Here is a 22618-nt window from a genome sequence, read left to right on the forward strand (position 1 = left end):
CCTCTCCGGTCACGACGCGGGGTTGCTGGCCCTGCACACACCGTAATCGGCCGGATCGGGAGGAGCCCGAATAATCCCTGCTAAGCACCCCGATTGACGACGTTGTGGGAGGGCCCGGCGAGCCGGGGTCGGGACGGGGACGAACCGGTCACTCCTCGACGGCTCCGCTCAGCCGCTGGACCTCGGCGTACGACGGTGGCTCCGGCGGGACGGCCGGCCCCACGCGAGGATCCGGACCCGCGGCCGGGCCCGGATCCGCGGACCGCAGGGCGTCCACGGTCGCCAACGCGGCCCCGAGCGCCGCGCGGAACAGCAGCGAACCGGTGCTGATCCGAGCCACCCCGAGCCGGCCCAGCTCGGCGACGGTCGGACCGCCCGGCCGGTACAGCACGTTCAGCGGGGCGTCGAGTTCCGCGACCAGGACGCCGACCGTGGCGGCGTCCGGCACGCCGGGCGTGAAGATGCCGTCCGCCCCGGCCGCCCGGTACGCCCCGGCCCGCTCCAGCGCCTGCGGCAACGGGTCGGGGACACCGAGCCACCAGGCGTCGGTGCGGGCGTTGACGAAGAGGTCCGGGGCCGCGACCTTGACCGCCGCCACCTTGTCCGCGGTCAGCGCAGGCGGGTCGAGTGTCCCGTCCGACCGGCCGTCCTCCAGGTTGATCCCGACCACGCCGAGCCCGGCCAGTTCGACGGCGAGCGCCGCGACCTCGGCCGGGTCGTCGCTGAATCCCGCCTCCAGGTCGACGGTGAGGAGCGTGGACACCCCGCGCAGCAGTCGGGCCAGCCGCAGGGTCTCCGCCCGGGTGGCCGCGGCACCGTCGGGCAGGCCGGCCGCGGCGGCGACGCCGAGGCTCGTGGTGCCGACCGCCGGATATCCGCGGGTGGCGAGCGCGGCGGCCGAGGCGTGGTCCCAGGCGTTGGGCAGCAGCAGCGGCGTGCCGGCGTGGTGCAGGGCGTGGAACGCGGCGTGCCGGTCGCTCATCGCGCTACCACCTCGAGCCGGGTCGGCACCCGCAGCAGCGGGTGCGGTTCGTACCGCACCGGCCCCGGGACGCGACGGCACCGCTCGCGCAGCACGTCCAGCACCCCGGCGGCCAGCGCCAGGGCGTGCCCGCTGCCGGGGCAGCCGCGGGGTCCGACGCCGAAGGTCAGCGCCGCCGCGGCCCGGCCGGGCCGGAACACGTCCGGCTCGGCGAAGACCGCCGGATCCCGGTTGGCCGCGTCGAAGCGCAGCACCAGCGGCGTGCCGGCCGGCAGCTCGACGCCGCCGATCCGCACGTCGCCGGCGGTGATCCGCCGGCTGCCCCGGACCGGCGGATCCAGCCGCAGCACCTCGGCGAGCAGGTCCACCAGGTCCCCGCCGGAGGCGGCCGGTACGGCGTCGGCGTCGGGCCCGGTCGGCGCGGTGCCGCCGCCCGCTCGCGCCGCGTCGCCCCCGGGGTGGGCGCGCGGCGTGGCCGGCGCCCCGGGCGGAGGCAGCAGGTGGCGACCGAGGGCGGGGTGGGCGCGCGGGGTGGCGGGAGCCTCGGCCGGAGGCAGCAGGTGGCGGGCGCCGGCGCAGATCAGCCCGGCCGTCGCGTCGCACGCCTGGACCAGCAGCCCGATCCGGTTGGCCAGCGCCTCGAACGGGTCCGGCGGGGCCAGCGCCACCAGGGCGGCCACCGCCCGGTCCGCCCGCCGCACCACCGCCGGTTCGGCCCCGGGGTGGTACGCGGCGGCGACGGCGGCCACCGCCGGCACGGCCGCGTCCGGGTCGGCGAAGCCGAGTCGCGCGGCCAGCACCCGCACCGGTACGCACCGGGCGAGCGCGCCCGCCACGTCCAGGCGGCCGCCGGCCGAATCCAGCGCCGCGCCGGACAGCCGGCTCGCGTGCTCGCGCAGCGCGTCCGGGTCGAGCGTCGCCAGCGCCGCGACGCCTACGTCCCGCCTTCTCGGGTGCTCCGCCGGGGCACTGAACCGGCTCACCGCGCCGCGCAACCCGGCCAGCGTGCCCGGCGGGCCGGGCTCGGCGACCGGCACCCGGCAGGAGGGTTCGACGAGGGCGGCGCGCACGTCGGCGTACCGGGTGAGCGTCCAGCCGGTGTCCGGGTGCGGGCGGGGCGGGCCGCACGGCGGGGTGTCGGAGGCAGGGGCGAGGACGGGCCAGGTCGCGGTCACGCGTCGACGCTAGGCGCGCGACCCTACGGCCCCCGCCGAAGTGTCACCCCGCCCCGACGCCTTGATCGACTCCGTGTCGCCCACTGGCGGTGTCCCGTGGACCGGGACATCGGCACGTCGGGGAGACGGTGTCGGTCATCGGCGTCAGGCGCGCCCGCCGCCGGTGTCGGTGGTCGCGGGCGGCGCCAGGGTGGCCGCGGGCACGCCGAGGGCGGCGGCCAGCGCCGGGGCGCCGTCGGGGGTGAGCCGGACGGCGCGGCCGTCGCCCCGGGCCAGCCAGCCCAGGTCGAGCAGGCGCGCGCAGAGGGCCGCGGCGAGCGCGCCGGAGAGGTGCGGGCGGCGTTCTGTCCAGTCGAGACAGTCGCGCAGCAGCGGCCGGCGGGTGGCGCGCAGCGGCGCCACCGTCAGCCCGAGGTCGGCGCACCAGTCCAGCCCGGCCGGCGTGAGGGTGAGCCCGCCGGCCCGGTCCAGCAGGCCCCGGTCGAGCAGCGCGTCGTGCACCAGCACGCCGAGCCGGCCGGCGAGGTGGTCGTAGCAGGTCCGGGCGTACGCCTGGGCGGCGGTGGCGCGGGCGGCGCGCAACGAGCGGGCCGGCGGCGGCGCGGCTCCCACCCGCCCGGCCAGGTCTTCGATGAGCTGGGCCACGGACGGGTCGGCCAGCCGCACGTAACGGTGCCGCCCCTGCCGTTCCTGCACCAGCAGCCCGCCCCGGACCAGCTGGCTGAGGTGGTCGCTCGCGGTGGACGCCGCGACGCCGGCGGCCCGGGCCAGCTCCCCTGCCGTCCAGGCCCGCCCGTCGAGCAGGGCCAGGCAGAACCGGGCCCGGGTGGTGTCGGCCAGCAGGGCGGCGAGCTGGGCCAGGGCCGGCGCGTCGGTGGTCGTGGGGTGCATCCGCCCATGCTGGCACGGCGACGGTTCGGTCCCCGCCGACGCGGCACGGGACACGTCGACGACCTCAGCCGGCTCTTTACAACGTTGTATCCATCGTTGTAGGAACGGACACGCACGCCGTACCACCCCACCACCATCCACCCGACCCGAGGCAGGACTGATGGGACACCTCCGCCGCGGCGGCGCGCTCGCCGCCGTACTCGGTCTGCTGCTGGCCGCCGCCCCGGCGCCGGCCGCCGCCGATCGACCGTCCGCCGCCCGGTACCACAACCCGATCTCCGCGGGCGTCGGCGACACCTTCGCCGACCCGGTGATCGTCCGGGGCGACGACGGCTACTGGTACGCCTACGGCACCACCGACCCGCTGCGCGAGGGCGAGCGACAGTTCCACCGGGTGCCCACCGCGCGCTCCGCCGACCTGGTCGACTGGACGTACGTCGGCGACGCCTTCGGGCCCGACCAGCGCCCGCCCTACGCCGCGCCCGGCGCGGCCTTCTGGGCCCCGGACGTCCGCCGGATCGGCGACCGGTACGTCATGTACGTGACCGTCACCGACACCACCGTCTCGACCGACGGCAGTGACTACGCCATCGGCGCGGCCACCGCGCCCACCCCGACCGGCCCGTGGACCTTCGCCGACCAGCCGGTCGTCGCCCCACGCGCCGGCGGGGGCGGCGGTTTCCTCACCACCATCGACCCGAGCCAGTTCACCGACGTCGACGGGACCAGCTACCTCTACTACGGCAGCTACTACGGCGGCATCTCGGTCACCGAACTCTCCCCCGACGGGCTGCGCACGGTGGGCGCCCCGACGCTGGTCGCGATCGACAACAAGTTCGAGGGCGCCTACGTGCTGCGCCACGACGGCTTCTACTACCTCTTCGCGTCCACGGCGAACTGCTGCGCCGGCCCGGCCACCGGCTACTCCGTCCAGGTCGGGCGGGCGACCGGCCCACGCGGGCCGTTCCTGGACCGCGACGGGACCCCGCTGGTCGCGTCCCGCGCCGGCGGCACGCCGGTGCTCACCCAGAATGGCAACCGGTGGATCGGCACCGGGCACAACGGCTTCCTGACCGATCTGTCCGGACAGGACTGGATCGTGTACCACGCCATCGACCGGGCGGACCCGTACCTGGACGAGCCGTTCGGCATCAACGAGCGGCCGATGCTGCTGGACCGGCTGGACTGGATCGACGGTTGGCCGACGGTGAACGCCGGGACCGGCCCGTCGGAGGGGAACCGGCCGGCGCCGGTCGCCACCGGCACGCTGGACGAGCGTTTCGACGGCGGCCTGGCCGGGTGGCGGCGGGGCACCGGCGACTGGCGGGTGGCCGACGGCCGGCTCACCGGACGCGGCGAGCTGACCAGCCGTACGACCGTCGGCGGCGACGTGCGGGCGGAGGCCGACCTGCGGCTGACCGGCGCGGACGCCGCCGGCATCGCCCTGGCCAACCGGGTCGAGGTCCGCGTCGACGCGGCGGGCGGCCGGCTCGTTGCCCGCGACGGGGGCCGGACGGCCACCGCCCCGCTGCCCGCCGGATTCGCCGCCGCCGACCGGCACAACCTGGCCGTCGAGGTACGTGGCCGCCAACTCGTCGCCGAACTGAGCCCGGCCCGGCTCGGCGACCAGCTCGCCGTGGTGACGCTGCGACTGGACCGCCCGGTCGCGGGTCGGGTGAGCCTGCGCGCGACGGGCGGAGCCGCCGAGTTCGACAACGTCAGCGCGGCCCGGCTGTACCGACCGGCGCGGGCCGCCTCCCCCGGGCCGCGGGTCGGCGCGCCGCTGCCGGCGTGGTCCGACGAGTTCCGCGACGGCCTCGGGCCGGCCTGGAGCTGGGTCCGCCCGGACCCGGCGGCGGCGGTGGCCGGCGGCGCGCTGCGCTGGCCGGTGCAGGGCGGCGACCTGGCCGGCACCGGCAACACCGCCGGCGTGCTGCTGCGCGACGCGCCGGCCGGTGACTACGTCGTCGAGACGAAGGTGACCCTCGACCTGGGCGAGGACTCGGTCCGCAACTACCAGCAGGCCGGCCTGGTCGCGTACGTCGACGACGACCGCTTCGCGCGGCTGGCCCAGGTGGCGATCTGGAACACCCGGCAGGTCGAGTACGGCTACGAGCTGCCGTTCGCCGGCCAGCCGGTGTACGGCGGCAGCATCGTCGGCACGCCCGCCACCACCACCTGGCTGCGGTTGGCGCACCACGTCGACCCGGTCAGCGGCGAGCACGAGTTCCGGGCCGGGTCGAGCCGGGACGGGCGTACCTGGACGTGGGGTGCGGTGTGGACCCTCCCGGCGGACACCACACCCCGGATCGGCCTGATCGCCCACGGCGGCGCTCAGCCGGCGGTCACCGCCGAGTTCGACTACCTGCGCTTCTACCGCTGACCGGACAGCCGGGGTCCCTCCCTGCCGGACTCGACAGTGGAGGGACCCCGGTCAACGCGCGGCGGGTGTGAACGGCCCGACGCTGCGGGTGTCGCCGTCGTAGCTGCGCGCCGCGACGAAGTCGCCGGACGGGCGCTCGCCACCGACCACCGCCCGGGCCCGGCGACGATCGGCGTCCCGAAACCGCAGCGCCAGGCTCAGATGCGGGACCCAGCGCCCCGGCAGGTGCCACGGGCGCGGCCCGGGCGCGTCGGCGAGCACGTCCCAGACCGCGCCGTGCAGGGCGAGCAACCCGGGGGTGGGCCGCACCAGCCAGACCAGCGGAGCGCTGCCGTCGAGCACCGCCACCCGGTCGACGCGGGCGGGCAGGGGCAGCGCCGAGTCGAAGAGGGCGGCGAGTCGATCCTCGGCGCCGGGCGGAAACTCGTCCACCGCGGCGAGGGTCAGGTGCGGCCGGTTGGTGGGATGGGTGTTGCGGGCCAGGCTCGGCAGGCCGGTCGCGGCCAGCCGCTCCCAGGCCGTCCGGACCGCCGCGTCCAGCTCCGCCGAACAGAGCAGTTCGACCGTACGCACCCGCTCACGTTAGCTTCCCGGACCGGCGGGGCCATGGACGGTCAGAGCCAGCCGTTCTCGCGGGCGGTGCGGATCGCCTCTGCCCGGTTGGCCGCGCCGAGCTTCTGCACCGCCGCGGCGAGGTAGTTGCGCACCGTGCCCGCGGACAGGTGCGCCCGGCGGGCGATCACGGCGACCGGGGCGCCGAGTTCGGCCAGCCGCAGCGTCTCCAGCTCCCGGGGCGTCAGCGGGCAGGCCGGGAGGGTGAGCGCGTCGGCGGCCAGGGCCGGGTCCACGTACCGGCCGCCCGCGTGCACCCGGCGGATCACGTCGGCGAGCGCGCCGCCGGGCGCGCCCTTGGGCAGGAACCCTCGGGCCCCGGCGGTCAGCGCCTGCCGCAGGTGGGCCGGGCGGCCGTGCCCGGTGAGCAGCACCACCGCGCATTCGGGCAGGGCGCGCGCCAGCTCGCCGGCGACCTGGATGCCGGTCCGGCCCGGCATCTCCAGGTCCACCACGGCCACGTCCGGTCGGTGGGCCAACGCCGCGGTGACCGCCGCCGGCCCGTCGGCCGCCTGGGCCACCACATCCAGGTCGGGTTCGAGCCCGAGCAGGGCGCCCACCGCCATCCGGACCAGGTCCTCGTCGTCGGCGAGCAGGACGCGGATCATGCCGGGACCGGCACGGTGGCTTCGAGGGTGAACACGTCCTCGTCGCGCCGGACGTGCAGCCGGCCACCGGCCGCGCCGAGCCGGTCGGCGAGGCCGCGCAGGCCGCTGCTGCGCGCGTCCGGGACGCGCTCCTCGGCGCCGTCGTTGGTCACGGTCATCCGGGCCAGGTCGCCCTCCCGGACGATCTCGATCCGGCACCAGCCGGCTCGGCTGTGCCGCAGCACGTTCGTGCCGGCCTCCCGCAGCACCGCGGCCAGGTCGCTCGCGGCCGTCGGCGGCAGGTCCGCCGGCGGGGGCACCAGGGTGCACCGTACGCCGCACGAGCGCAGCACCCCGGCGACGGCGGCGAGCTGGTCGCCCAGGTCGACGGCCCGGTAGCCGTGGACGGCCTCCCGCACCTCGGCCAGCGCCGAGATCGCCAACCCCTGCACCTCGGTGGCCTCTCGGCCGGCCCGCTCGGCGTCCACTTCCACGAGGCGGGCGGCGAGTTCGGACTTCAACGCGATGACGGTGAGGCTGTGCCCCAGCACGTCGTGCACGTCGCGGGCGAAGCGCAGCCGCTCCTCCGCGGTGGCCAGCCGGGCCTGCGCCGCCTGGCCGGCGCGCGCCTCGACGAGCAGGTCCCAGAACCACACCTGCAACCCGTTGACCAGGGCGACGCCCGCGCCGACACCGCCGGTCACCGCGAGGAAGCGCCAGACCTGGCCGCCGGTCCAGAGGGCCACGCCGACCGTGGCGACGAGGGTCACCACGGAGATCACCAGCGCTGCCGGGAGCCGGAGCAGCAACGGTGCCATGCCGATCAGGGAGGCGCCGAGCCACGCCCAGGTGGGCCACGCACCTGCGGCGACCGGGCCGACCAGCGGGACGGTCAGCAGCGCGACCACGCCGAGGCACCACTGGGCGCGACGGCGCCACCGCTGCGCCAGCCAGGGCGTCACCGCCGCGTAAAGCACGGCGGCCTGGCTGGCGGTGAAGGCGACGACGCCCACGGCGCCGAGCGCGGCACGCGCCGGATCCGGTTCCCGGGCGATACCGACCAGCGGCAGGAGCAGGCTGGCCCAGATCCCGGTGGCGAGGGAGAACAGGGTGGCCGCGCGGGCGCGGCGCAACCGCCGATCAGCCCAGGTCCCTGCGGCCTCCTGCGTCACGGACCCGATCTTAGGGCCGGCGGCGCACGGTCCGCCCCTGCCGAATGTCACGGGTGGACCGTGCGATCCGCACCGAGAACCGGTGACAGGCGCGGCTGTTCCGCGACGCCGGGCGCCGGCAGGGTCGAGGGCATGACAGACACGCTGACGCACCACCCGGCTTCTCCCGCTCCCTCGTCGGCTCCGCACGCGGCCGGCGGCGTCCGTCACCTGCTGCGGCACCTCGGCGAGATGGCGCTCGCGATGGTGGCCGGGATGCTGCTGCTCGCTCCGCTGTGGCGGGTCGCCGGCGCCCCGCTCGGACTCACCGCCGTCCTCGTCCGGCCGGACGTGGCCGCGTTCGTGATGGCGACCGACATGACCGTCGGCATGATCGTGTGGATGCGGCACCGCCGCCACTCCTGGGGGGCGTGCGCGGAGATGGCCGCCGCCATGTACGTCCCGTTCCTGGTGCTGCTCGTGCCGTACTGGGCGGGACGGCTCGCCGGCGACGCGCTGATGCTCGGCGGGCACCTGCTCATGCTGCCGGCGATGCTGCTCGTGGCGCTGCGGCACCGGCACGACGCCGCCGCGCCGGCGCGCCGGCGGCACCCGATGGTCGAGGCTGCGCTGCGCCGCTGGCCGGCCGGGCTGGCCCTGCTGATGACCGTCGACCACTGGGTGTCCCCGTCTGTGCTCAGCCCGTGGACCATGCTGGTGCTGCCCGCCGGCTACCTGGTCATCGGCGCGTACCGGGGTCAGCTGAACGGACCGGGCATGCTGGCCCGGCAGCTCGCCGGTCTGGCCGCCTGGTCGGGTCTGGTGCTGGTCGCGGTCGTGGTCGGCGGCCGGGCCGCCGCCTGGCTGGTCGCGGCCGGGTGGCTCGCCCACGCGGTCTGGGACGTGGTGCACCACCGCCGCGGCGAGGTGGTGCCGCGCGGGTACGCCGAGTGGTGCGCGGTGCTCGATGCGGTTCTCGGCATCACGATCGTCCTGGCCATTTTGGCCGCCTGACGGGCCGGCGGGACCGCCCGCCGGCACGGGGTGGCGGGCGACCGACCGGCGCGGAGCCGGGCGCCCGGGGCGGCCGGTGACCGTCGGGTTGCCGGTCGGCGCGGCGGGCCGACAGCGGTGATGAAAGGCTTGTCACATGAGTTCGGCACCTGAAGAGACCCACCCCACCGATTCCGGCACTGACGAGGCGACCGGCTTCGCGGACCTCGGGCTCCGCGAGGAGCTGCTCGGCGCGCTGTCCGCCCTCGGCTACGAGGAGCCCACTCCGATCCAGCGGGAGGCGATCCCTCCGCTGTTGGCCGGGCAGGACCTGCTCGGGCAGGCGGCCACCGGCACCGGCAAGACCGCCGCCTTCGCGCTGCCGCTGCTGCAGCGGATGCCGGCGCACGGCGACGCGGCCGATCCGGTGGCGTTGGTGCTGGTGCCGACCCGGGAGCTGGCGGTGCAGGTCTCGGAGGCGTTCCACCGCTACGGCCGGGAGCTCGGCGCCCGGGTGCTGCCGATCTACGGCGGGCAGCCGATCGGCCGGCAGCTGCGCGCCCTCGACGCCGGGGTGGACGTGGTGGTCGCCACGCCCGGCCGGGCGCTGGACCACATCGCGCGGGGCACGCTGCGGCTGGGTGGCCTGGCCACGGTGGTGCTGGACGAGGCCGACGAGATGCTGGACATGGGCTTCGCCGAGGACATCGAGGCGATCCTGGAGCACGCGCCCGAGCAGCGGCAGACGGTCCTCTTCTCGGCCACCATGCCGTCCCGGATCGACGGGATGGCCCGGCAGCATCTCAGCGACCCGGTCCGGATCCAGATCGAGCGGGAGCAGCCGGTCGCCGGTGAGGCGCCCCGCGTGCGGCAGAGCGCGTACATCGTCAACCGGTCGCACAAGCCGGCCGCGCTGGGCCGGGTGCTGGACGTCGAGTCGCCCACCGCGGCGATCGTGTTCTGCCGCAGCCGGGAGGAGGTGGACCGGCTCACCGAGACGATGAACGGCCGGGGCTACCGGGCCGAGGCGCTGCACGGCGGGATGAGCCAGGAGCAGCGCGACCGGGTGATGGGGCGGTTGCGCGCCGGCACCGCCGACCTGCTGGTCGCCACCGACGTGGCCGCCCGCGGCCTCGATGTCGAGCAGCTCAGCCACGTGGTGAACTACGACGTGCCCTCGGCGCCGGAGTCGTACGTGCACCGGATCGGCCGGGTGGGTCGGGCCGGGCGCGAGGGGGTGGCGATCACCCTCGCCGAGCCGCGCGAGCACCGGATGCTCAAGACCATCGAGCGGGTGACCGGGCAGCGGATCGCGATCGACAAGATCCCCACCGTGGCGGACCTGCGGACCCGGCGGCTGGAGCTGACCCAGGCGGCGCTGCGGGAGAGCCTGCTCGAGGACGACCTGGAGTCGTTCCGGGTGATCGTGGAGTCGCTGACCGACGAGTTCGACCTGATGGAGGTCGCCCTCGCCGCGGTGAAGCTGGCGCACGAGACGACCTCGCCGGGCGCGGACGACGAGGAGGAGATCCCGCAGATCCCGGTGCGCGGCCCGCGGGAGGGACGGCCGGAGGTCCGCGGCGAACGGCGCGGCGGCGCCCGGCCCCGCGCCGGCGGCACCACGCAGGTCTTCGTCGGGCTCGGCCGGCGGGCCGGGGTGCGCCCGCAGGACCTGGTCGGGGCGATCACCGGGGAGACCAGGGTCAGCGGCCGGGACATCGGCTCGATCGAGATCGCCGACCGGTTCTCGCTGATCGAGGTGCCGTACGCGGTGGCCGACGAGGTGATCGCGGGGCTGCGGGGCAGCACGATCAAGGGTCGCAAGGCGACCGTACGCCGGGACCGCGACGGCGACGACGGGGACCGGCGGGCCCGGGCCACCGACCGCCCGTACGGCGGCGGCCGGCGCCCTGACGGCGGTGACCGGCGGCGCGAGGGCGGTGACCGGCGCTACGACGGCGACCGGCGGGACCGGCGCGAGCGCTGAGACGGCGGGAGCCCCCTGCCGCCGCTCGGGGCGGTGGCAGGGGGCTCCCGGTCGGGCAGCCGTCAGGCGGCGGCGAGCGCCGAGCCGTCCAGCGACTCCGCGTCGAGCTCGGCCGGGCGCAGCGCCAGGGCGAGCACGTCGGCCACGTCGGCGAGGGTGTGGATGGTCAGCGCCTCGCGGACCTCGGTGGGCAGGTCGTCCAGGTCCGGCTCGTTGCGGGCCGGGATGATCACCTCGGTCAGGCCGGCCCGGTGCGCGGCGAGCAGCTTCTGCTTCACCCCGCCGATGGGCAGCACCCGCCCGGAGAGGGTCACCTCACCGGTCATGCCGAACTCGGGCCGGACGGGCCGGCCGGTCACCAGGGAGGCCAGCGCGGTCACCATGGTGATGCCGGCGCTCGGACCGTCCTTGGGCACCGCGCCCGCCGGGAAGTGCACGTGGATCCGCCGCCCGGCCAGGGCGTTCGGGTCGATGCCGAAGCGTCGCCCGTTCGACCGCAGGTACGACAGCGCGATGTGTGCGGACTCCTTCATCACGTCGCCGAGCTGGCCGGTCAGGGTCAGCCCCGGCTCGCCCTCCATGCTGGTCGCCTCGATGAAGAGCACGTCCCCGCCGGCCCCGGTGACCGCCAGGCCGGTCGCCACGCCGGGCACGGCCGTCCGCTCCGCCGACTCCGGCGTGAACTTCGGCCGACCCAGGTAGCGGGCCAGGTTCCCGGTGTCGACCTGGACCGGGGTCGGGTCGTCGGCCAGGGTGACCGTCACCTTCCGCAGGATCTTGGCGAGGGCCCGCTCGAGCTGCCGGACGCCGGCCTCCCGGGTGTACTCCCCCGCGATCTGGGCGAGGGCCTCGTCGGCCACGGTCACCTCGTCGGCGGTCAGCCCGGCCCGCTCCCGCTGCCGGGGCAGCAGGTGGTCCCGCGCGATGGCCACCTTCTCGTCCTCGGTGTAGCCGTCCAGGGTGACCAGCTCCATCCGGTCCAGCAGCGGGCCGGGGATGGCCTCCACCACGTTCGCGGTGGCCAGGAAGAGCACGTCGGACAGGTCGAGGTCGACCTCCAGGTAGTGGTCCCGGAAGGTGTGGTTCTGCGCCGGGTCGAGCACCTCCAGCAGGGCGGCGGCCGGATCGCCGGCGTAGCCGGCGGCCAGCTTGTCCACCTCGTCGAGGAGCACGACCGGGTTCATCGAGCCGGCCTCCCGCAGCGCGCGGACGATCCGGCCGGGCAGCGCCCCGACGTAGGTGCGCCGGTGACCGCGGATCTCCGCCTCGTCCCGCACGCCGCCCAGGGAGACCCGGACGAAGTTGCGGCCGAGCGCCCGGGCGACCGACTCGCCGAGGCTGGTCTTGCCGACCCCGGGCGGGCCGGCGAGGGCGAGCACCGCGCCGGAGCCACGCCCGCCGACGACGCCGAGGTTGCGCTCGGCGCGGCGGTTGCGCACCGCGAGGTACTCCAGGATGCGGTCCTTCACGTCGGCCAGGCCGGCGTGGTCGGCGTCGAGCACCTCGCGGGCCGCGGCCAGGTCGGTGTTGTCCTGGGTACGCGTGCTCCACGGCATCTCCAGCACCGTGTCCAGCCAGGTCCGGATCCAGCCCGCCTCCGGGGAGGCGTCACTGGCCCGCTCGAGTTTGCCGACCTCGCGCAGCGCCGCCTCGCGGACCTTCTCCGGAAGGTCCGCGGTCTCGACCCGGGCCCGGTAGTCGGCCGAGCCGTCGGGCTCGTCCTCACCGAGCTCCTTGCGGATCGCGGCGAGCTGCTGGCGCAGCAGGAACTCCCGCTGCGACTTCTCCAGCCCCTCCCGCACCTCGGTGTTGATCTGCTCGGTGACCTCCTGCTCGGCCAGGTGATCCTTCACCCAGCCGACCAGCAGCTCCAGCCGGGCGGTGACGTCCGGCGCGGCGAGCAGCTCGGTCTTCTGCTCCAGGGTCAGCCAGGGCGCGTAGCCGGCCGAGTCGGCCAGCTCGGAGAGGTCGGTCATCCGCTCCATCGCGTCGATGACCTGCCAGGCGCCGCGCTGCTGAAGCACCGAGGTCACCAGCGCGCGGTACTCGCGGGCGAGTTCCCGGGCCTTGCCGGCCGGGGCGGGTTCACGTAGTTCGGTCGCCTCGACCCAGAGCGCGGCGCCCGGACCAGGGACGCCGGAGCCGATGCGGGCGCGGGCGAGGCCCCGGATCACGGCGGCGGGCTCCCCACTGGGCAGCCGGCCGACCTTCTCGATGGTGGCGATCGCGCCGACCGGGCCGTACTCGCCGTCGATGCGGGGCACGGCCAGCAGCTGTCGGTCGCCGGTCGCGCGGGCCGCGTCGACCGCGGCCTGGGTGGTCGGGTCGAGGGTCACCGGGATCACCATGCCGGGCAGCAGCACGGCGTCCGTCAGGGGAAGTACCGGAAGAGTTGCCATCGAACACCTGCTATCGCGTTGAGTTGAGCGTGTCAGGCTCAAGTAACAAAGCGTTCCCTTTCTTCCTGGGTGTGACCCAGACCACTGATCCGCGCGGCCCGACGGCCGGCAGCGGCACCCGGCGGGCCCGGGCGACCTCGACGTGAGGACCGCCGGTTTCTCCGCGCGACCGCGGGCGGCCGGAACACTGTTTTCGCTGCGCGGCCGCGCAGCGCGGGACACCGTCGAGATCGCAGGCAGTCGCCGAGCGCACGGTGAAACGGGATGGCTGTCGCGCCGCCGCGGAAACCGCGGGCCTCCACCGCGGCGGAGGCGGCGGCTTCGCCGGACACGCCGGGCGCCTCGGCGATTGCGGCCGCCGTCCCGCCGCCGATTCCGCGGTCAGGCCGCTATTGGCGGACCGGCATAACGCGACTCGCTGAAATGGAAAGCGCCATATTCTTGCGGTTTACCGCGATCGTGGGTCAAACTTTGACCACACCCCGCCGTAGACAGGGAGTAATCGGCGATGGCCAGAAAAGTAATCACGGTGCTGACCGACGACCTCGATGGCGGAAAGGCCGACCGGACGGTCGAGTTCAGCCTCGACGGCGTCGCCTACACCATTGACGTCTCCGACGAGAACGCCGGCGTGCTGCGCAAGGCGCTCGACCCGTACATCAGCGCCGGGCGGCGGATCGGGCGCGGTCCCGTGGAGAGTGCCCGCGGTGTGCGACGGCCGGCCCGGGCCGGCGGGGCGGGAATGGACCGGGAACAGAACCGCGCGATCCGGGAATGGGCCGTCAAGAACGGCTACAAGATTTCCGAGCGGGGTCGGATCCCGGTCGAGGTCGTCGAGGCCTACAAGAACCGCTGACCGCGACGCGTCGGTCGTCCCGCCGTCGAATCGGCGTGGCCCGGCATTGCGCCACCGGCACCATTCGGCCGGCCCTCCGGGGCCGGCCGCGCCCGTTCCGCGGCAATCCCCGGTAACGGATGGTCGCGCAGCACGACAGCCAGGCACGACGACGGCCGGGCCACCCGGGGTTCCTGCCCCGGGTGGCCCGGCCGCGCCGGCGTCACTCAGTTGACCTGGATGCGCACCGCGTCGAAGGCCGGCGTCTGGTTGGCCCGCTCCATCATCGGCAACCGGTGCGACCCGTCACCGGCCCACACCGCGCACTGCGCGGTGCCGGACTGCGGCAGGCCGGGGACCTGGATGGTCACCTCGTCCGGCTCCGCGCCGCCCCCGCCGTCCTCGGTGGCCACGAAGAAGGCGGGCACCTCCTGCGGCGCCGGCGGGGCGTCCAGGCTGCCGAGCATCCGGCAGGCGGTGTGGAAGTGGCCGCGCACCAGCCCCTGCTCGTTGAGCAGCGAGCTCTCCACGTAGTAGCCGCCCTGGCCGGCGGCGAGGAAGCGGTCCCGGACGAGGTTCCGGGTGCTCACCCGGAGCGTGAAGGGCTGGCTGCGACCGACCTCGTTCGGGAAGTCGGTGATCAGCAGCGACGGGTTGTTCGCCGCGGCGCCCACCTCGCCGAATTCGGTGCTGACGCAGCGGTTGCCGTTCTGGAAACCGTCGTGCGGCTGCAGCTGGCTGTTGTCGCAGTTGTTCGCCAGCACACCCAGGCCGGCGCCCGGTCCGCCGTTGTTACCGCCGCCGTTGTTACCGCCGCCGTTGTTGCCGCCGCCGTTGTTACCGCCACCGTTGTTGCCGCCGTTGTTTCCACCGTTGCCGACCGGCTGGACCTGGCACTCGGCGAGCCGCGACAGGTTCTGCGGGCGCGGACCGAAACGGTCGATCGCGGTCGTGATCCGAGCCAGGGTGGCCTGCCGCTTGCTGGCCAGCGGCTGCAGGATCGCGCTCCGGACGAACGCCTCACCCCGGCTGCCCTCGGCCGCGAGCCTGCGGTCGGCCTCGGCGATCTGCGTCTGCAGCTGGCTCAGGTTGCGGTCGACCTCGGCCCGGGCGCGGCCCGGCACGTCCGGCAGTTGGCCGGCCACGTCCGGGCAGGCGATCGCCGAGCCGCCGGACCCGCTGCCGCCGCCGGTGCCCTGCTCGCACTCGGCGACCGACTGCTGCCCGTCGCCCCAGTGGTTGCGGACCCACCGACCGTCCTGCCAGGTGCGGGTGGTGGAGCCGCTCCCGCCCGGCGCGGTCGCACCGGGGCTGGGCTGCACGCAGGCTCCCGCGGCCGGTCGAGGCTTGCCGGACCGCCGGTCCTCCGCCGACGAGATCTGGGTCACGGCGACGATCCCGCCGAAGACCACGAGCGTGCCGACCACGGCCAGCAGACGCTTGCTCCGCGCGTTACCGGATGACCGGCGCGCCCGTGTGGACCTGCGCATCGAATTGTTCTCCTTCGCGATCCGGTCGTGGATCCGTGACCTCGGCGGACCGTCGGAAATTGCATCGGCGGCCCACTGCCGCGGCCGCCGTGACGCACCGTGGCATGTCGATGACCGACGATGCCCTTTTCCGCACCGCCTCCCGCGTCCGGTGCCCCGGACGGGAAGATCCTGTCCATTCCCGCTGGAGTACGGAACGGCTTCGCCGAGGGTTCAACCCCGTCGCGAAAAAAGCTGAACGGTACGCGGCGGACGGGGCGGGCCGGGTCGGATCGGAAGGTCAGTCGGCGCAGAGGTGGTCGAACGCGAACCCGCCGACCAGGTCGTCGCGGCGCGCGCTCAGCTCCACGATCTCGGCGCGCAGCGCGTCCCGGGGCACCAGCTCCGGCTCGACGGCCTCCGGATCGCGCAGCCGCTCACCCACCGCCACGGCGGCCAGGTCCTCGGCCAGCCGCGCCGGGTCGATCCCGCAGGAGAACCGGTGCTCCCACACCGACACCCGCTCGACCAGGCAGCGCCCGGGACGGACCTCCACCCAGCTCCAACCCTCCGCCGGCCCGCCGGCCCAGCGCACGTGCAGGCCGCGCACGATCGGGTCGACGAGCCGCCGGGAGACGTACGCCTCCACCGCCGCGGCCCGGGCGAGCGCCCCCAGGTCGTTGACGTGCCCGGTCCGACCGTCCGGAAGCCGGCCGAGGATCTCGCGGAACGCGACCGGCCCGGGCTCCTCCGGGTCGCCGGGCTCGGACGCCTCCCCGGCCGCCGCGGCGTACCCGCGTGCGTCGAGCACGTACTCCACGATCCGGCGACCGTGGTCGGCGGCCCGCAGCGTCGGCGACTCGACCCGCAGGACCGGCAGTCCGACCGCCGCGCTCACCGCGCTCTTCATCCGTTCGGCGCGCTGCGCGGCCGAGCCGGCCGGCGCGGCCGGACCGATCTCCACCGCGACGAGGGGACGGCCGGTGTCGGCGGAGCAGACCACGAGGTCGAATCCCTCCCGGCTGGCCGTGCTCCACTGGTGGCCGGTGATGCCCGGCGGACGACCCTGCACCAGCTCGCCGAGGCGGTGCCCGGCGTGCACCCGGTGCCCGGCGCGGGTGAGCACGGCGGTCCGCCCGCCCGCCGGGGGCAGCGCCCGCAGCCAGGCGCCGTCGTCACTGGTGCTCGTCATCTGCCTGATCCATCCGCCGGTCGGTCGAACGGGCCCGAGTGTAGGCGGTGGATCATGGTGGCCACCGCGCCGGGCGCTCGCCACGCCGAGGAGGAACCCGGGGTCGAGCTGTGACGTGGATCACAGCCGCTCGGACGTTCCAGGTCCTCCGCGCGGTGTATCCAGACCGACGCGCCGGTAGCGGATCGGCGCCGGGAGGTGTCATGTCGCGACAGCAGTTCGGCTTCCTCGCCGGCTTCCTGGTCGTGGCGGTCTGGGCGGCGGCCGGTATCGGGGTTGCCGCCCTCGCCGTGCTGGCCGGCCTGTTCGGCTGGCTCGTCGTCCGGGTCCTGGACGGGGACCTCGCGGTGACCGGGCTCGGCGACCGGGTCCGCCCGGCCCGACGCCGGTAGCGCCGGGACGGGAGCGCCCGATGACCGATCGGACCGACCGCGGCCACACCCGGATCAACCCGGAGGCGGTCGCCCGGGTCGCCGCACACGCCGCCCGGCAGGTGCCCGGCGTGTACGCGCTGGTGCCCGTACCCGCCCGGCCGCACGGGGTGGCGGTCCGCCTCGATGACCACGTAGCGAGCGTCGACGTCGACCTGGTCGCCTGGTACGGCCGGAGTGTGCTGGCGGTCGCCGACGCGGTCCGCGACGCGGTGATCGACCGGGTGCGGGCGTCGACTGGCCTGGCCGTGCGGGAGGTGACCGTCACGGTGGACGACCTGGTCGTGCCCGGCCCGGACGTACCGGTGCCGCGATGACGGGCCGGGCCTGAGGTGCGTACCGCCAACCGGCTGGCCACGCTGCTGCTGGCAACCGCCCTGCTCGGCGCCGGCGCGCTGGTGGTGGTGGAGGGGCTGCTGGCCGTGGCGGGGCGCGCCCCGCTGCTCGTCGACCGCGCCCGCTGGGCCAGGGCGCTCGGCGCCACCCGATGGGACGACCCGGCGGTGCGGGCCAGTGCGGTGGCGCTCATCCTCGTCGGTCTGGCCGTCCTCGCCGCCGAACTGCGCCGGTGGTCGCCCCGCCGGCTGGACGCCGGCGAGGGGTGGCACCTGCACCGGAGATCGGTCGAGCGCCGGCTGGCCGTCGCCGTGCGGTCGGTTCCCGGCGTACGGCGGGCACGGGTGCGGATCCGGCGGCGGGGCGCCGAGTGGCGGCCGCGGGTGGTGGCCACCGGGGACCCGGCGGCGCGCCCCGAGGTCGAGTTCGCCGTGCACCAGGAGCTGCATCGGCTGGCCGCGCCCCGCCCCGGCCGGATCGACGTACGGCTGCTTCCCCGCCGGGGGGCGGCGTGACCAACGCCGCGCACCGCGTGCTGTGGACCGTTGTGGCTCTGCTGCTGGTCGCGGTCGGCGGGGTCACGCTGGCGCTGAACCTCGGCCGGCTTCCCGGCGGCGACCCCGGTGGGGTCCTGCTCAGCCCCGGGATGCGCCGCGCCTGGCGGATCAGCGCGCCCTGGGGCGCCCTCGCCGCGGTGGTCGCCGGCGTGCTGGCCGCCCTGGCCGGGCAGTGGCTGCTCGGGCGAGAACTCCGCGCCGCCCGTGGCCCGCTGCGCCGCATGCTGGCCCATTCGGGGCGTCGGCGCGGGCGGACCAGGGTGCCCGCGCCGGCGCTGGCCCGGGCGCTGGAGCGGGACCTGACCGGGGATCCGCGCATCCGGCGGGCGCGGGTGGTGCTGAGCGGCGACCCGCCCCGGCCCGACCTGTGGATCCGGGTCGACATCGCGGCCGGCGCGCGGACCTCCGGCCTGCGCGACCACGTGGCCACCGCGGTCGGCCGGTACGTCGAGACCGCCGGCGAGCGCCCCGCGCACCTCGACGTGACCGCACGGATCGATCCCGGCCAGGCATGATCGACGGCAGCGGCGGCGTACGGACGCCGGCCGCTGGCGCGATCGCGGGAACTGCGAGGTGGGACGTGCGGGTGGTGTCGCTGGTGCCGTCGCTGACCGAGGCGGTCGCGGCGACGCTGCCCGGCGTGCTGGTGGGGGCCACCGACTGGTGCACCCACCCCGCCGGGCTGGACGTCCCGCGGGTCGGCGGCAGCAAGTACCCGGACCTCGACCGGGTGCTCGCGCTCCGGCCCGACCTCGTGCTGCTCAACGTCGAGGAGAACCGCCGCGCGGACGCCGACGCGCTGGTGGCGGCCGGGGTGCCCGTCCGGGTGACCTACCCCCGCACCGTCACCGAGGCGCTGACCGAGCTGGCCGAGCTGCTCGCCGCGCTCGGCGCGACCGAGGAACCGGCCTGGCTGAACGCCGCCCGCCGGGCGTGGGCCGACCCGCCGCGATGCGACCCGATACGCCGGGCCGTGGTGCCGGTCTGGCGCCGGCCCTGGGTGGTGCTCGGTTCGGACACCTTCGCCGGTGACGTGCTGCGCCGGCTCGGGGTGGAGAACCGGTACGCCGGCCACCCCGAGCGCTACCCCCGGCCGGACCTGGCCGAGCTGCGCGGGAAGCAGCCGGACCTGGTCGTGCTCCCGGACGAGCCGTACCGCTTCACCGCCGGCGACGGGCCGGAGGCGTTCCCCCACACGCCGTGCGCCCTGCTCTCCGGGCGACACCTGACCTGGTACGGCCCCTCCCTCGCGGAGGCGCCGGCCGTGCTGGCGGCGCAGCTGGCCCGGCCGGTGACGGCGCCCAGCCCCGAGTGAGCCGCCCGGCCGTACCGCGCGGTCGGCACGGGCCACGGCCGGCGGGCCGCGCCACGTACGCCTCGCGCCGCGACCGACCGGCTCAGGCGCGACCGTCGTCCGGCCGGCGGGGCGGCGGCCCGCCGCTGGCCCGGGCGCGTTCCCGCCGGGGGGCCAGGACGCTCCAGCCGATCGACACCGCCAGGGTCAGCACCACCACCGCCAGGGTGAGCCAGAGCGGCAGCTTTCCCACCGGCGTCTCGGCCAGGATCAACTTCACCCCGGCGAAGGCCAGCAGGAGAGCCAGCCCGTACCGCAGGTATCCGAAGTGGCGCAGCAGCCCGGCCAGACAGAAGTAGAGGCTGCGCAGCCCCAGAACGGCGAAGGCGTTGGCGGTCCAGACCAGGAAGGTGTGGGTGGTGATGGCGAGGATCGCGGCCACCGAGTCGATCGCGAAGACCACGTCGGTGGCCTCGATCGCGACCAGCGCGACCAGCAGCAGGGTGGCCCGCCGACGCCCGGCCGATCGCACGGTGAACCGGTCGCCGTGGTACCGCGGGTCGGTCGGCACCAGCCGCCGGAACAGCCGGACCACCACGTTGCGCTCCGGGTCCACGTCCGGTTCGCCGCGTACGGCCAGCCGCCACCCGGTCCAGATCAGGAAGCCGCCGAGCACCAGGCCGGCCCAGGCCAGTCGCTCCAGCAGCTCGGCGCCGACGAAGATGAAGACCAACCGGAACGCCAGCGCACCGACCACACCCCAGAACAGCACCTTGTGCTGGTAGCCGGCGGGCACCCGGAAGTAGCCGAAGAGCAGGGCGAAGACGAAGACGTTGTCCACCGACAACGCCTTCTCCAACAGGTAGCCGGAGAAGTACGCGACCGCGGGGTCACCGCCGCCCCACACCCAGATGAGCACGCCGAAGAGAACGCCGGCGCCGATCCAGACCCCGCTCCAGACCAGCGCCTCGCGCAGCTCGATGACGTGGTTGTCCCGGTGGGAGAGCACGTCCACCGCGAGCATCACGGCGATGACTGCGGCCACCGCAGCCCAGGCCCAGAGCGGCACCGGAAATGTCGTGTCGCCCACCCGGCGCCCTCCGCATCGACCGCTCCACCGGGCTCTGCTTCCGCCGGTCGTCCTGGGACGACGGCTCCGAGGCACTGTCACTTCCGAGCCTAGGCGAGCCGCGGGGCCGGCGAGCCCGCTCCGGCGAAGTCGGCACCACGGCGGGACGCGCCGGCCCCGGGCGGGCTCAGGCCAGCGGGGTGACCCGGCCCGCCTCGACCAGGGCGGTGTCGTCCACGTCGAACGTGATCGTGTTCGACACCCGGACCACGCCGCTGACCCGGGCGGCGAGCCGGCCCGCGAGATCCGCGGCGGATCGACGGTCCACCCGCCCGGCCAGGGTGACCTCGCCGGCGCGGACCTGCACGGTGACCAGGCCGTCCCGGACGGCGAGGATCCGGTGCAGCACCTCCTGCACCACGTCCTCGCGGATCTCGGCGTCGGTGCGCAGGTGCACCCGGAGCAGGTCGCCGCGGGTCACGATGCCGACGAGCCGGCCGAGGTCGTCGAGCACCGGAAGCCGCTTCACCCGCTCCCGGTCCAGCTGCCGAGCCACCTCCGGCAGCGACGCCTCGGCGTACGTGGTGATCGCCGGCGCGGTCATCAGGTCCCGGGCGAGGAGCGCGTCGGCCTTCCCGCGGGCGCCGCGCCGGCGCCGGCTCTCGAAGATCCGCCGCTGCTCCGGCTCACCGCTGTGCTCGATCTTGTGCAGCAGATCCGCCTCGGACACCACGCCGAGCACCCGCCGGAACCCGTCGATCACCGGCGCCCCGCTGACGCCGCGCCGAACCAGCACGTCGACGATCTCCCGGTACGGCGTCGCCTCCTGCACCGTCGCGACGTCCCGCGTCATCACGTCGCCCACCTGCCAGGTCCTCATCGCCGCCTCCTCTCCGCTGTCTGTCCACCTGCGACGTTACGGACGGGGCGGGCCGTCGGGCAGGGTCGCGTGGCCGGGTCCGTCCGGTCCGCTGGACCCGGGTGGACAGGGGGCGAAGGTCCCGGTCCGGTGGGGCCCGGTCGGCCCTGCCGGCGTACCCGCTGCGGAGCGTCCACTGGAGATGCCACCGGGAAGCGCGGTGCGAGGGACGAGAAGGGACGTGGAGACCATGACCGCGACGACTGAGCGGACCACCGGCAGGATCACCGCTCCGGCGGGCGGCGCGCCCCGGGAGCGGGCGACCCGGTACCTGTTCGGCGGCCTGCGCCTCGCGTTGGGCTGGGTGTTCCTCTGGGCCTTCCTGGACAAGTTGTTCGGGTGGGGCCTGGCCACCGAGGAGAAGAACGCCTGGGTCAACGGCGGCAGCCCCACCAAGGGCTTTCTCGCCTTCGGGACGGCCGGCCCCTTCGAGGGCTTCTACCACGGCATCGCCGGCGCGGCCTGGGCCGACTGGTTGTTCATGATCGGGCTGGCCGCGATCGGGGCCGCCCTGCTGCTCGGCATGGGCGTGCGGGTCGCCGCGGTGGCCGGTGGGCTGCTCCTGGTGATGATGTGGACCGCCGTGCTGCCCCCGGAGAACAACCCCTTCATGGACGACCACCTGATCTACGCCGGCGTGTTGGCCGTGCTGGCGCTGGTCGACGCCGGCGACACGCTGGGCCTCGGCCGGGCGTGGGCGAGGCTGCCGCTGGTGCGGCGGCTGCCCTGGCTGCGCTGACCGATCGATCCACCACCCGACGGCGGGCGCCACCACCGGTGGCGCCCGCCGGCTCGACGTGTCCGGGAGATGGCGCCGACGGCACCGGTACGGGCCCGGCTCCCGGGCTGCCGCACATCGGTGGGGCACGATCCGGCAGGATCATCCCTGACCGGACACATCACCCAGTACGGCAGGAGATACCCGGATGAACCAGGCAGCAGGTGCCCGCTCGGGCAAGCCCGACGTCGGCGCCATCGAGGGCGCGCCGCCCGCCGACCTCGTGATCGAGGACCTCACCGTCGGCGAGGGCCCGGAGGCGCAGCCCGGGCAGCTGGCCACGGTGCACTACGTGGGCGTCTCGCACTCCACCGGGCGCGAGTTCGACTCGTCCTGGGACCGTGGCGAGCCGTTCGAGTTCCCGCTCGGCGGCGGTCAGGTCATCGCCGGCTGGGACCGGGGCGTCGTCGGGATGCGGGCCGGCGGACGGCGTCGGCTGGTCATTCCGCCGCACCTGGGCTACGGCGACCGGGGTGCCGGCGGCGTCATCCGGCCGGGCGAGACTCTCGTCTTCGTGGTGGACCTGCTCGCGGTGCGCTGAGCAGGGCGCGGGGCCGTCGACCGCGTCGGCGGCCCCG

Annotated in this window: 21 protein-coding genes and 1 pseudogene; 11 read left to right on the forward strand and 11 right to left on the reverse strand. The window is 75.5% G+C overall.

Going from position 1 to position 22618, the window contains the following annotated elements; genetic code table 11:
• Positions 1 to 148: 148 nt before the first annotated feature.
• The 3 genes from O7603_RS06465 to O7603_RS06475 form a co-directional block, all read right to left on the reverse strand.
• A complete protein-coding gene (locus O7603_RS06465; protein WP_281574761.1) occupies positions 149 to 982 on the reverse strand; it encodes an isocitrate lyase/phosphoenolpyruvate mutase family protein in 834 nt (277 codons plus the stop codon).
• Positions 979 to 2157, reverse strand: a complete 1179-nt coding sequence (locus tag O7603_RS06470) for a cytochrome P450 (protein ID WP_281574762.1) — start codon at positions 2155 to 2157, stop codon at positions 979 to 981. The genes O7603_RS06465 and O7603_RS06470 overlap by 4 nt, the downstream gene beginning before the upstream one ends.
• Positions 2158 to 2301: 144 nt before the next feature.
• Entirely contained in the window at positions 2302 to 3048 is a 747-nt protein-coding gene (locus tag O7603_RS06475) for a helix-turn-helix domain-containing protein (protein WP_281574763.1), read from the reverse strand.
• Positions 3049 to 3208: 160 nt separating this feature from the next.
• On the opposite strand from O7603_RS06475, the gene O7603_RS06480 reads away from it, so the two are divergent.
• Positions 3209 to 5431: a family 43 glycosylhydrolase gene (locus O7603_RS06480; RefSeq protein WP_281574764.1), complete on the forward strand. Its 2223-nt coding sequence runs from the start codon at positions 3209 to 3211 to the stop codon at positions 5429 to 5431.
• Positions 5432 to 5482: 51 nt separating this feature from the next.
• On the opposite strand, the gene O7603_RS06485 is transcribed toward O7603_RS06480, so the two are convergent.
• Genes O7603_RS06485 through O7603_RS06495 form a run of 3 tightly spaced genes read right to left on the reverse strand, consistent with a single transcriptional unit; the run spans position 5483 to position 7802 of the window.
• Positions 5483 to 6004, reverse strand: coding sequence for a 2'-5' RNA ligase family protein (locus O7603_RS06485; RefSeq protein WP_281574765.1), 522 nt, complete (start codon positions 6002 to 6004; stop codon positions 5483 to 5485).
• A 41-nt stretch (positions 6005 to 6045) separates the two neighbouring features.
• On the reverse strand, positions 6046 to 6651 hold the full coding sequence (locus O7603_RS06490) for a response regulator transcription factor (RefSeq protein WP_281574766.1): 606 nt from the start codon (positions 6649 to 6651) through the stop codon (positions 6046 to 6048).
• Positions 6648 to 7802 carry a histidine kinase gene (locus O7603_RS06495; RefSeq protein WP_281574767.1) on the reverse strand — a complete coding sequence of 385 codons (1155 nt, stop codon included), beginning with the start codon at positions 7800 to 7802 and terminating at the stop codon, positions 6648 to 6650. Before O7603_RS06495 ends, O7603_RS06490 begins: the two co-directional genes overlap by 4 nt.
• 132 nt (positions 7803 to 7934) lie before the next feature.
• Here O7603_RS06495 and O7603_RS06500 point away from each other — a divergent pair, with 132 nt between their 5' ends.
• Both O7603_RS06500 and O7603_RS06505 read left to right on the forward strand, forming a co-directional pair.
• Positions 7935 to 8795 (forward strand): hypothetical protein, encoded by an 861-nt coding sequence (locus tag O7603_RS06500; protein WP_281574768.1) that lies wholly within the window; start codon positions 7935 to 7937, stop codon positions 8793 to 8795.
• A 136-nt stretch (positions 8796 to 8931) separates the two neighbouring features.
• A pseudogene (locus O7603_RS06505) lies at positions 8932 to 10644 on the forward strand (DEAD/DEAH box helicase); the annotation flags it as partial.
• A gap of 179 nt (positions 10645 to 10823) precedes the next feature.
• On the opposite strand, the gene lon reads toward O7603_RS06505, so the two are convergent.
• Positions 10824 to 13160, reverse strand: coding sequence for an endopeptidase La (gene lon / locus O7603_RS06510; RefSeq protein ID WP_281574769.1), 2337 nt, complete (start codon positions 13158 to 13160; stop codon positions 10824 to 10826).
• 508 nt (positions 13161 to 13668) lie between these two features.
• Here lon and O7603_RS06515 point away from each other — a divergent pair.
• Complete coding sequence (locus tag O7603_RS06515) at positions 13669 to 14016, forward strand: Lsr2 family protein (RefSeq protein WP_281574770.1); 348 nt, start codon at positions 13669 to 13671, stop codon at positions 14014 to 14016.
• A gap of 206 nt (positions 14017 to 14222) precedes the next feature.
• Here the strand turns inward: O7603_RS06515 and O7603_RS06520 are convergent, their stop codons facing one another.
• Both O7603_RS06520 and O7603_RS06525 read right to left on the reverse strand, forming a co-directional pair.
• Positions 14223 to 15485 (reverse strand): hypothetical protein, encoded by a 1263-nt coding sequence (locus tag O7603_RS06520; RefSeq protein WP_281574771.1) that lies wholly within the window; start codon positions 15483 to 15485, stop codon positions 14223 to 14225.
• 280 nt (positions 15486 to 15765) lie between these two features.
• Positions 15766 to 16656, reverse strand: a complete 891-nt coding sequence (locus O7603_RS06525; RefSeq protein WP_281574772.1) for a DUF2726 domain-containing protein — start codon at positions 16654 to 16656, stop codon at positions 15766 to 15768.
• A 203-nt stretch (positions 16657 to 16859) separates the two neighbouring features.
• Between O7603_RS06525 and O7603_RS06530 the strand changes: the two genes are divergently transcribed.
• The 5 genes from O7603_RS06530 to O7603_RS06550 all read left to right on the forward strand — a co-directional run bounded on the left by O7603_RS06530 (position 16860) and on the right by O7603_RS06550 (position 19295).
• Positions 16860 to 17048, forward strand: a complete 189-nt coding sequence (locus O7603_RS06530) for a hypothetical protein (protein ID WP_281574773.1) — start codon at positions 16860 to 16862, stop codon at positions 17046 to 17048.
• 20 nt (positions 17049 to 17068) lie between these two features.
• Positions 17069 to 17404 carry an Asp23/Gls24 family envelope stress response protein gene (locus O7603_RS06535; RefSeq protein ID WP_281574774.1) on the forward strand — a complete coding sequence of 112 codons (336 nt, stop codon included), beginning with the start codon at positions 17069 to 17071 and terminating at the stop codon, positions 17402 to 17404.
• A gap of 15 nt (positions 17405 to 17419) precedes the next feature.
• A complete protein-coding gene (locus O7603_RS06540) occupies positions 17420 to 17938 on the forward strand; it encodes a DUF6286 domain-containing protein (protein ID WP_281574775.1) in 519 nt (172 codons plus the stop codon).
• Positions 17935 to 18495 carry a hypothetical protein gene (locus O7603_RS06545; RefSeq protein WP_281574776.1) on the forward strand — a complete coding sequence of 187 codons (561 nt, stop codon included), beginning with the start codon at positions 17935 to 17937 and terminating at the stop codon, positions 18493 to 18495. Before O7603_RS06540 ends, O7603_RS06545 begins: the two co-directional genes overlap by 4 nt.
• A gap of 65 nt (positions 18496 to 18560) precedes the next feature.
• A complete protein-coding gene (locus O7603_RS06550; RefSeq protein ID WP_281574777.1) occupies positions 18561 to 19295 on the forward strand; it encodes a helical backbone metal receptor in 735 nt (244 codons plus the stop codon).
• Between the two features lie 82 nt (positions 19296 to 19377).
• Here O7603_RS06550 and O7603_RS06555 read toward each other — a convergent pair whose 3' ends face one another.
• Both O7603_RS06555 and O7603_RS06560 read right to left on the reverse strand, forming a co-directional pair.
• Positions 19378 to 20343 (reverse strand): TerC family protein, encoded by a 966-nt coding sequence (locus tag O7603_RS06555; protein WP_281576629.1) that lies wholly within the window; start codon positions 20341 to 20343, stop codon positions 19378 to 19380.
• 187 nt (positions 20344 to 20530) lie between these two features.
• On the reverse strand, positions 20531 to 21223 hold the full coding sequence (locus O7603_RS06560) for a CBS domain-containing protein (protein WP_281574778.1): 693 nt from the start codon (positions 21221 to 21223) through the stop codon (positions 20531 to 20533).
• Positions 21224 to 21452: 229 nt separating this feature from the next.
• On the opposite strand from O7603_RS06560, the gene O7603_RS06565 reads away from it, so the two are divergent.
• Positions 21453 to 22001 (forward strand): DoxX family membrane protein, encoded by a 549-nt coding sequence (locus O7603_RS06565; protein WP_281574779.1) that lies wholly within the window; start codon positions 21453 to 21455, stop codon positions 21999 to 22001.
• A 187-nt stretch (positions 22002 to 22188) separates the two neighbouring features.
• Positions 22189 to 22581, forward strand: coding sequence for an FKBP-type peptidyl-prolyl cis-trans isomerase (locus O7603_RS06570; protein ID WP_281574780.1), 393 nt, complete (start codon positions 22189 to 22191; stop codon positions 22579 to 22581).
• Positions 22582 to 22618: the final 37 nt, after the last annotated feature.

The sequence above is a fragment of the Micromonospora sp. WMMD812 genome, from assembly GCF_027497215.1.
Lineage (GTDB): Bacteria > Actinomycetota > Actinomycetes > Mycobacteriales > Micromonosporaceae > Micromonospora.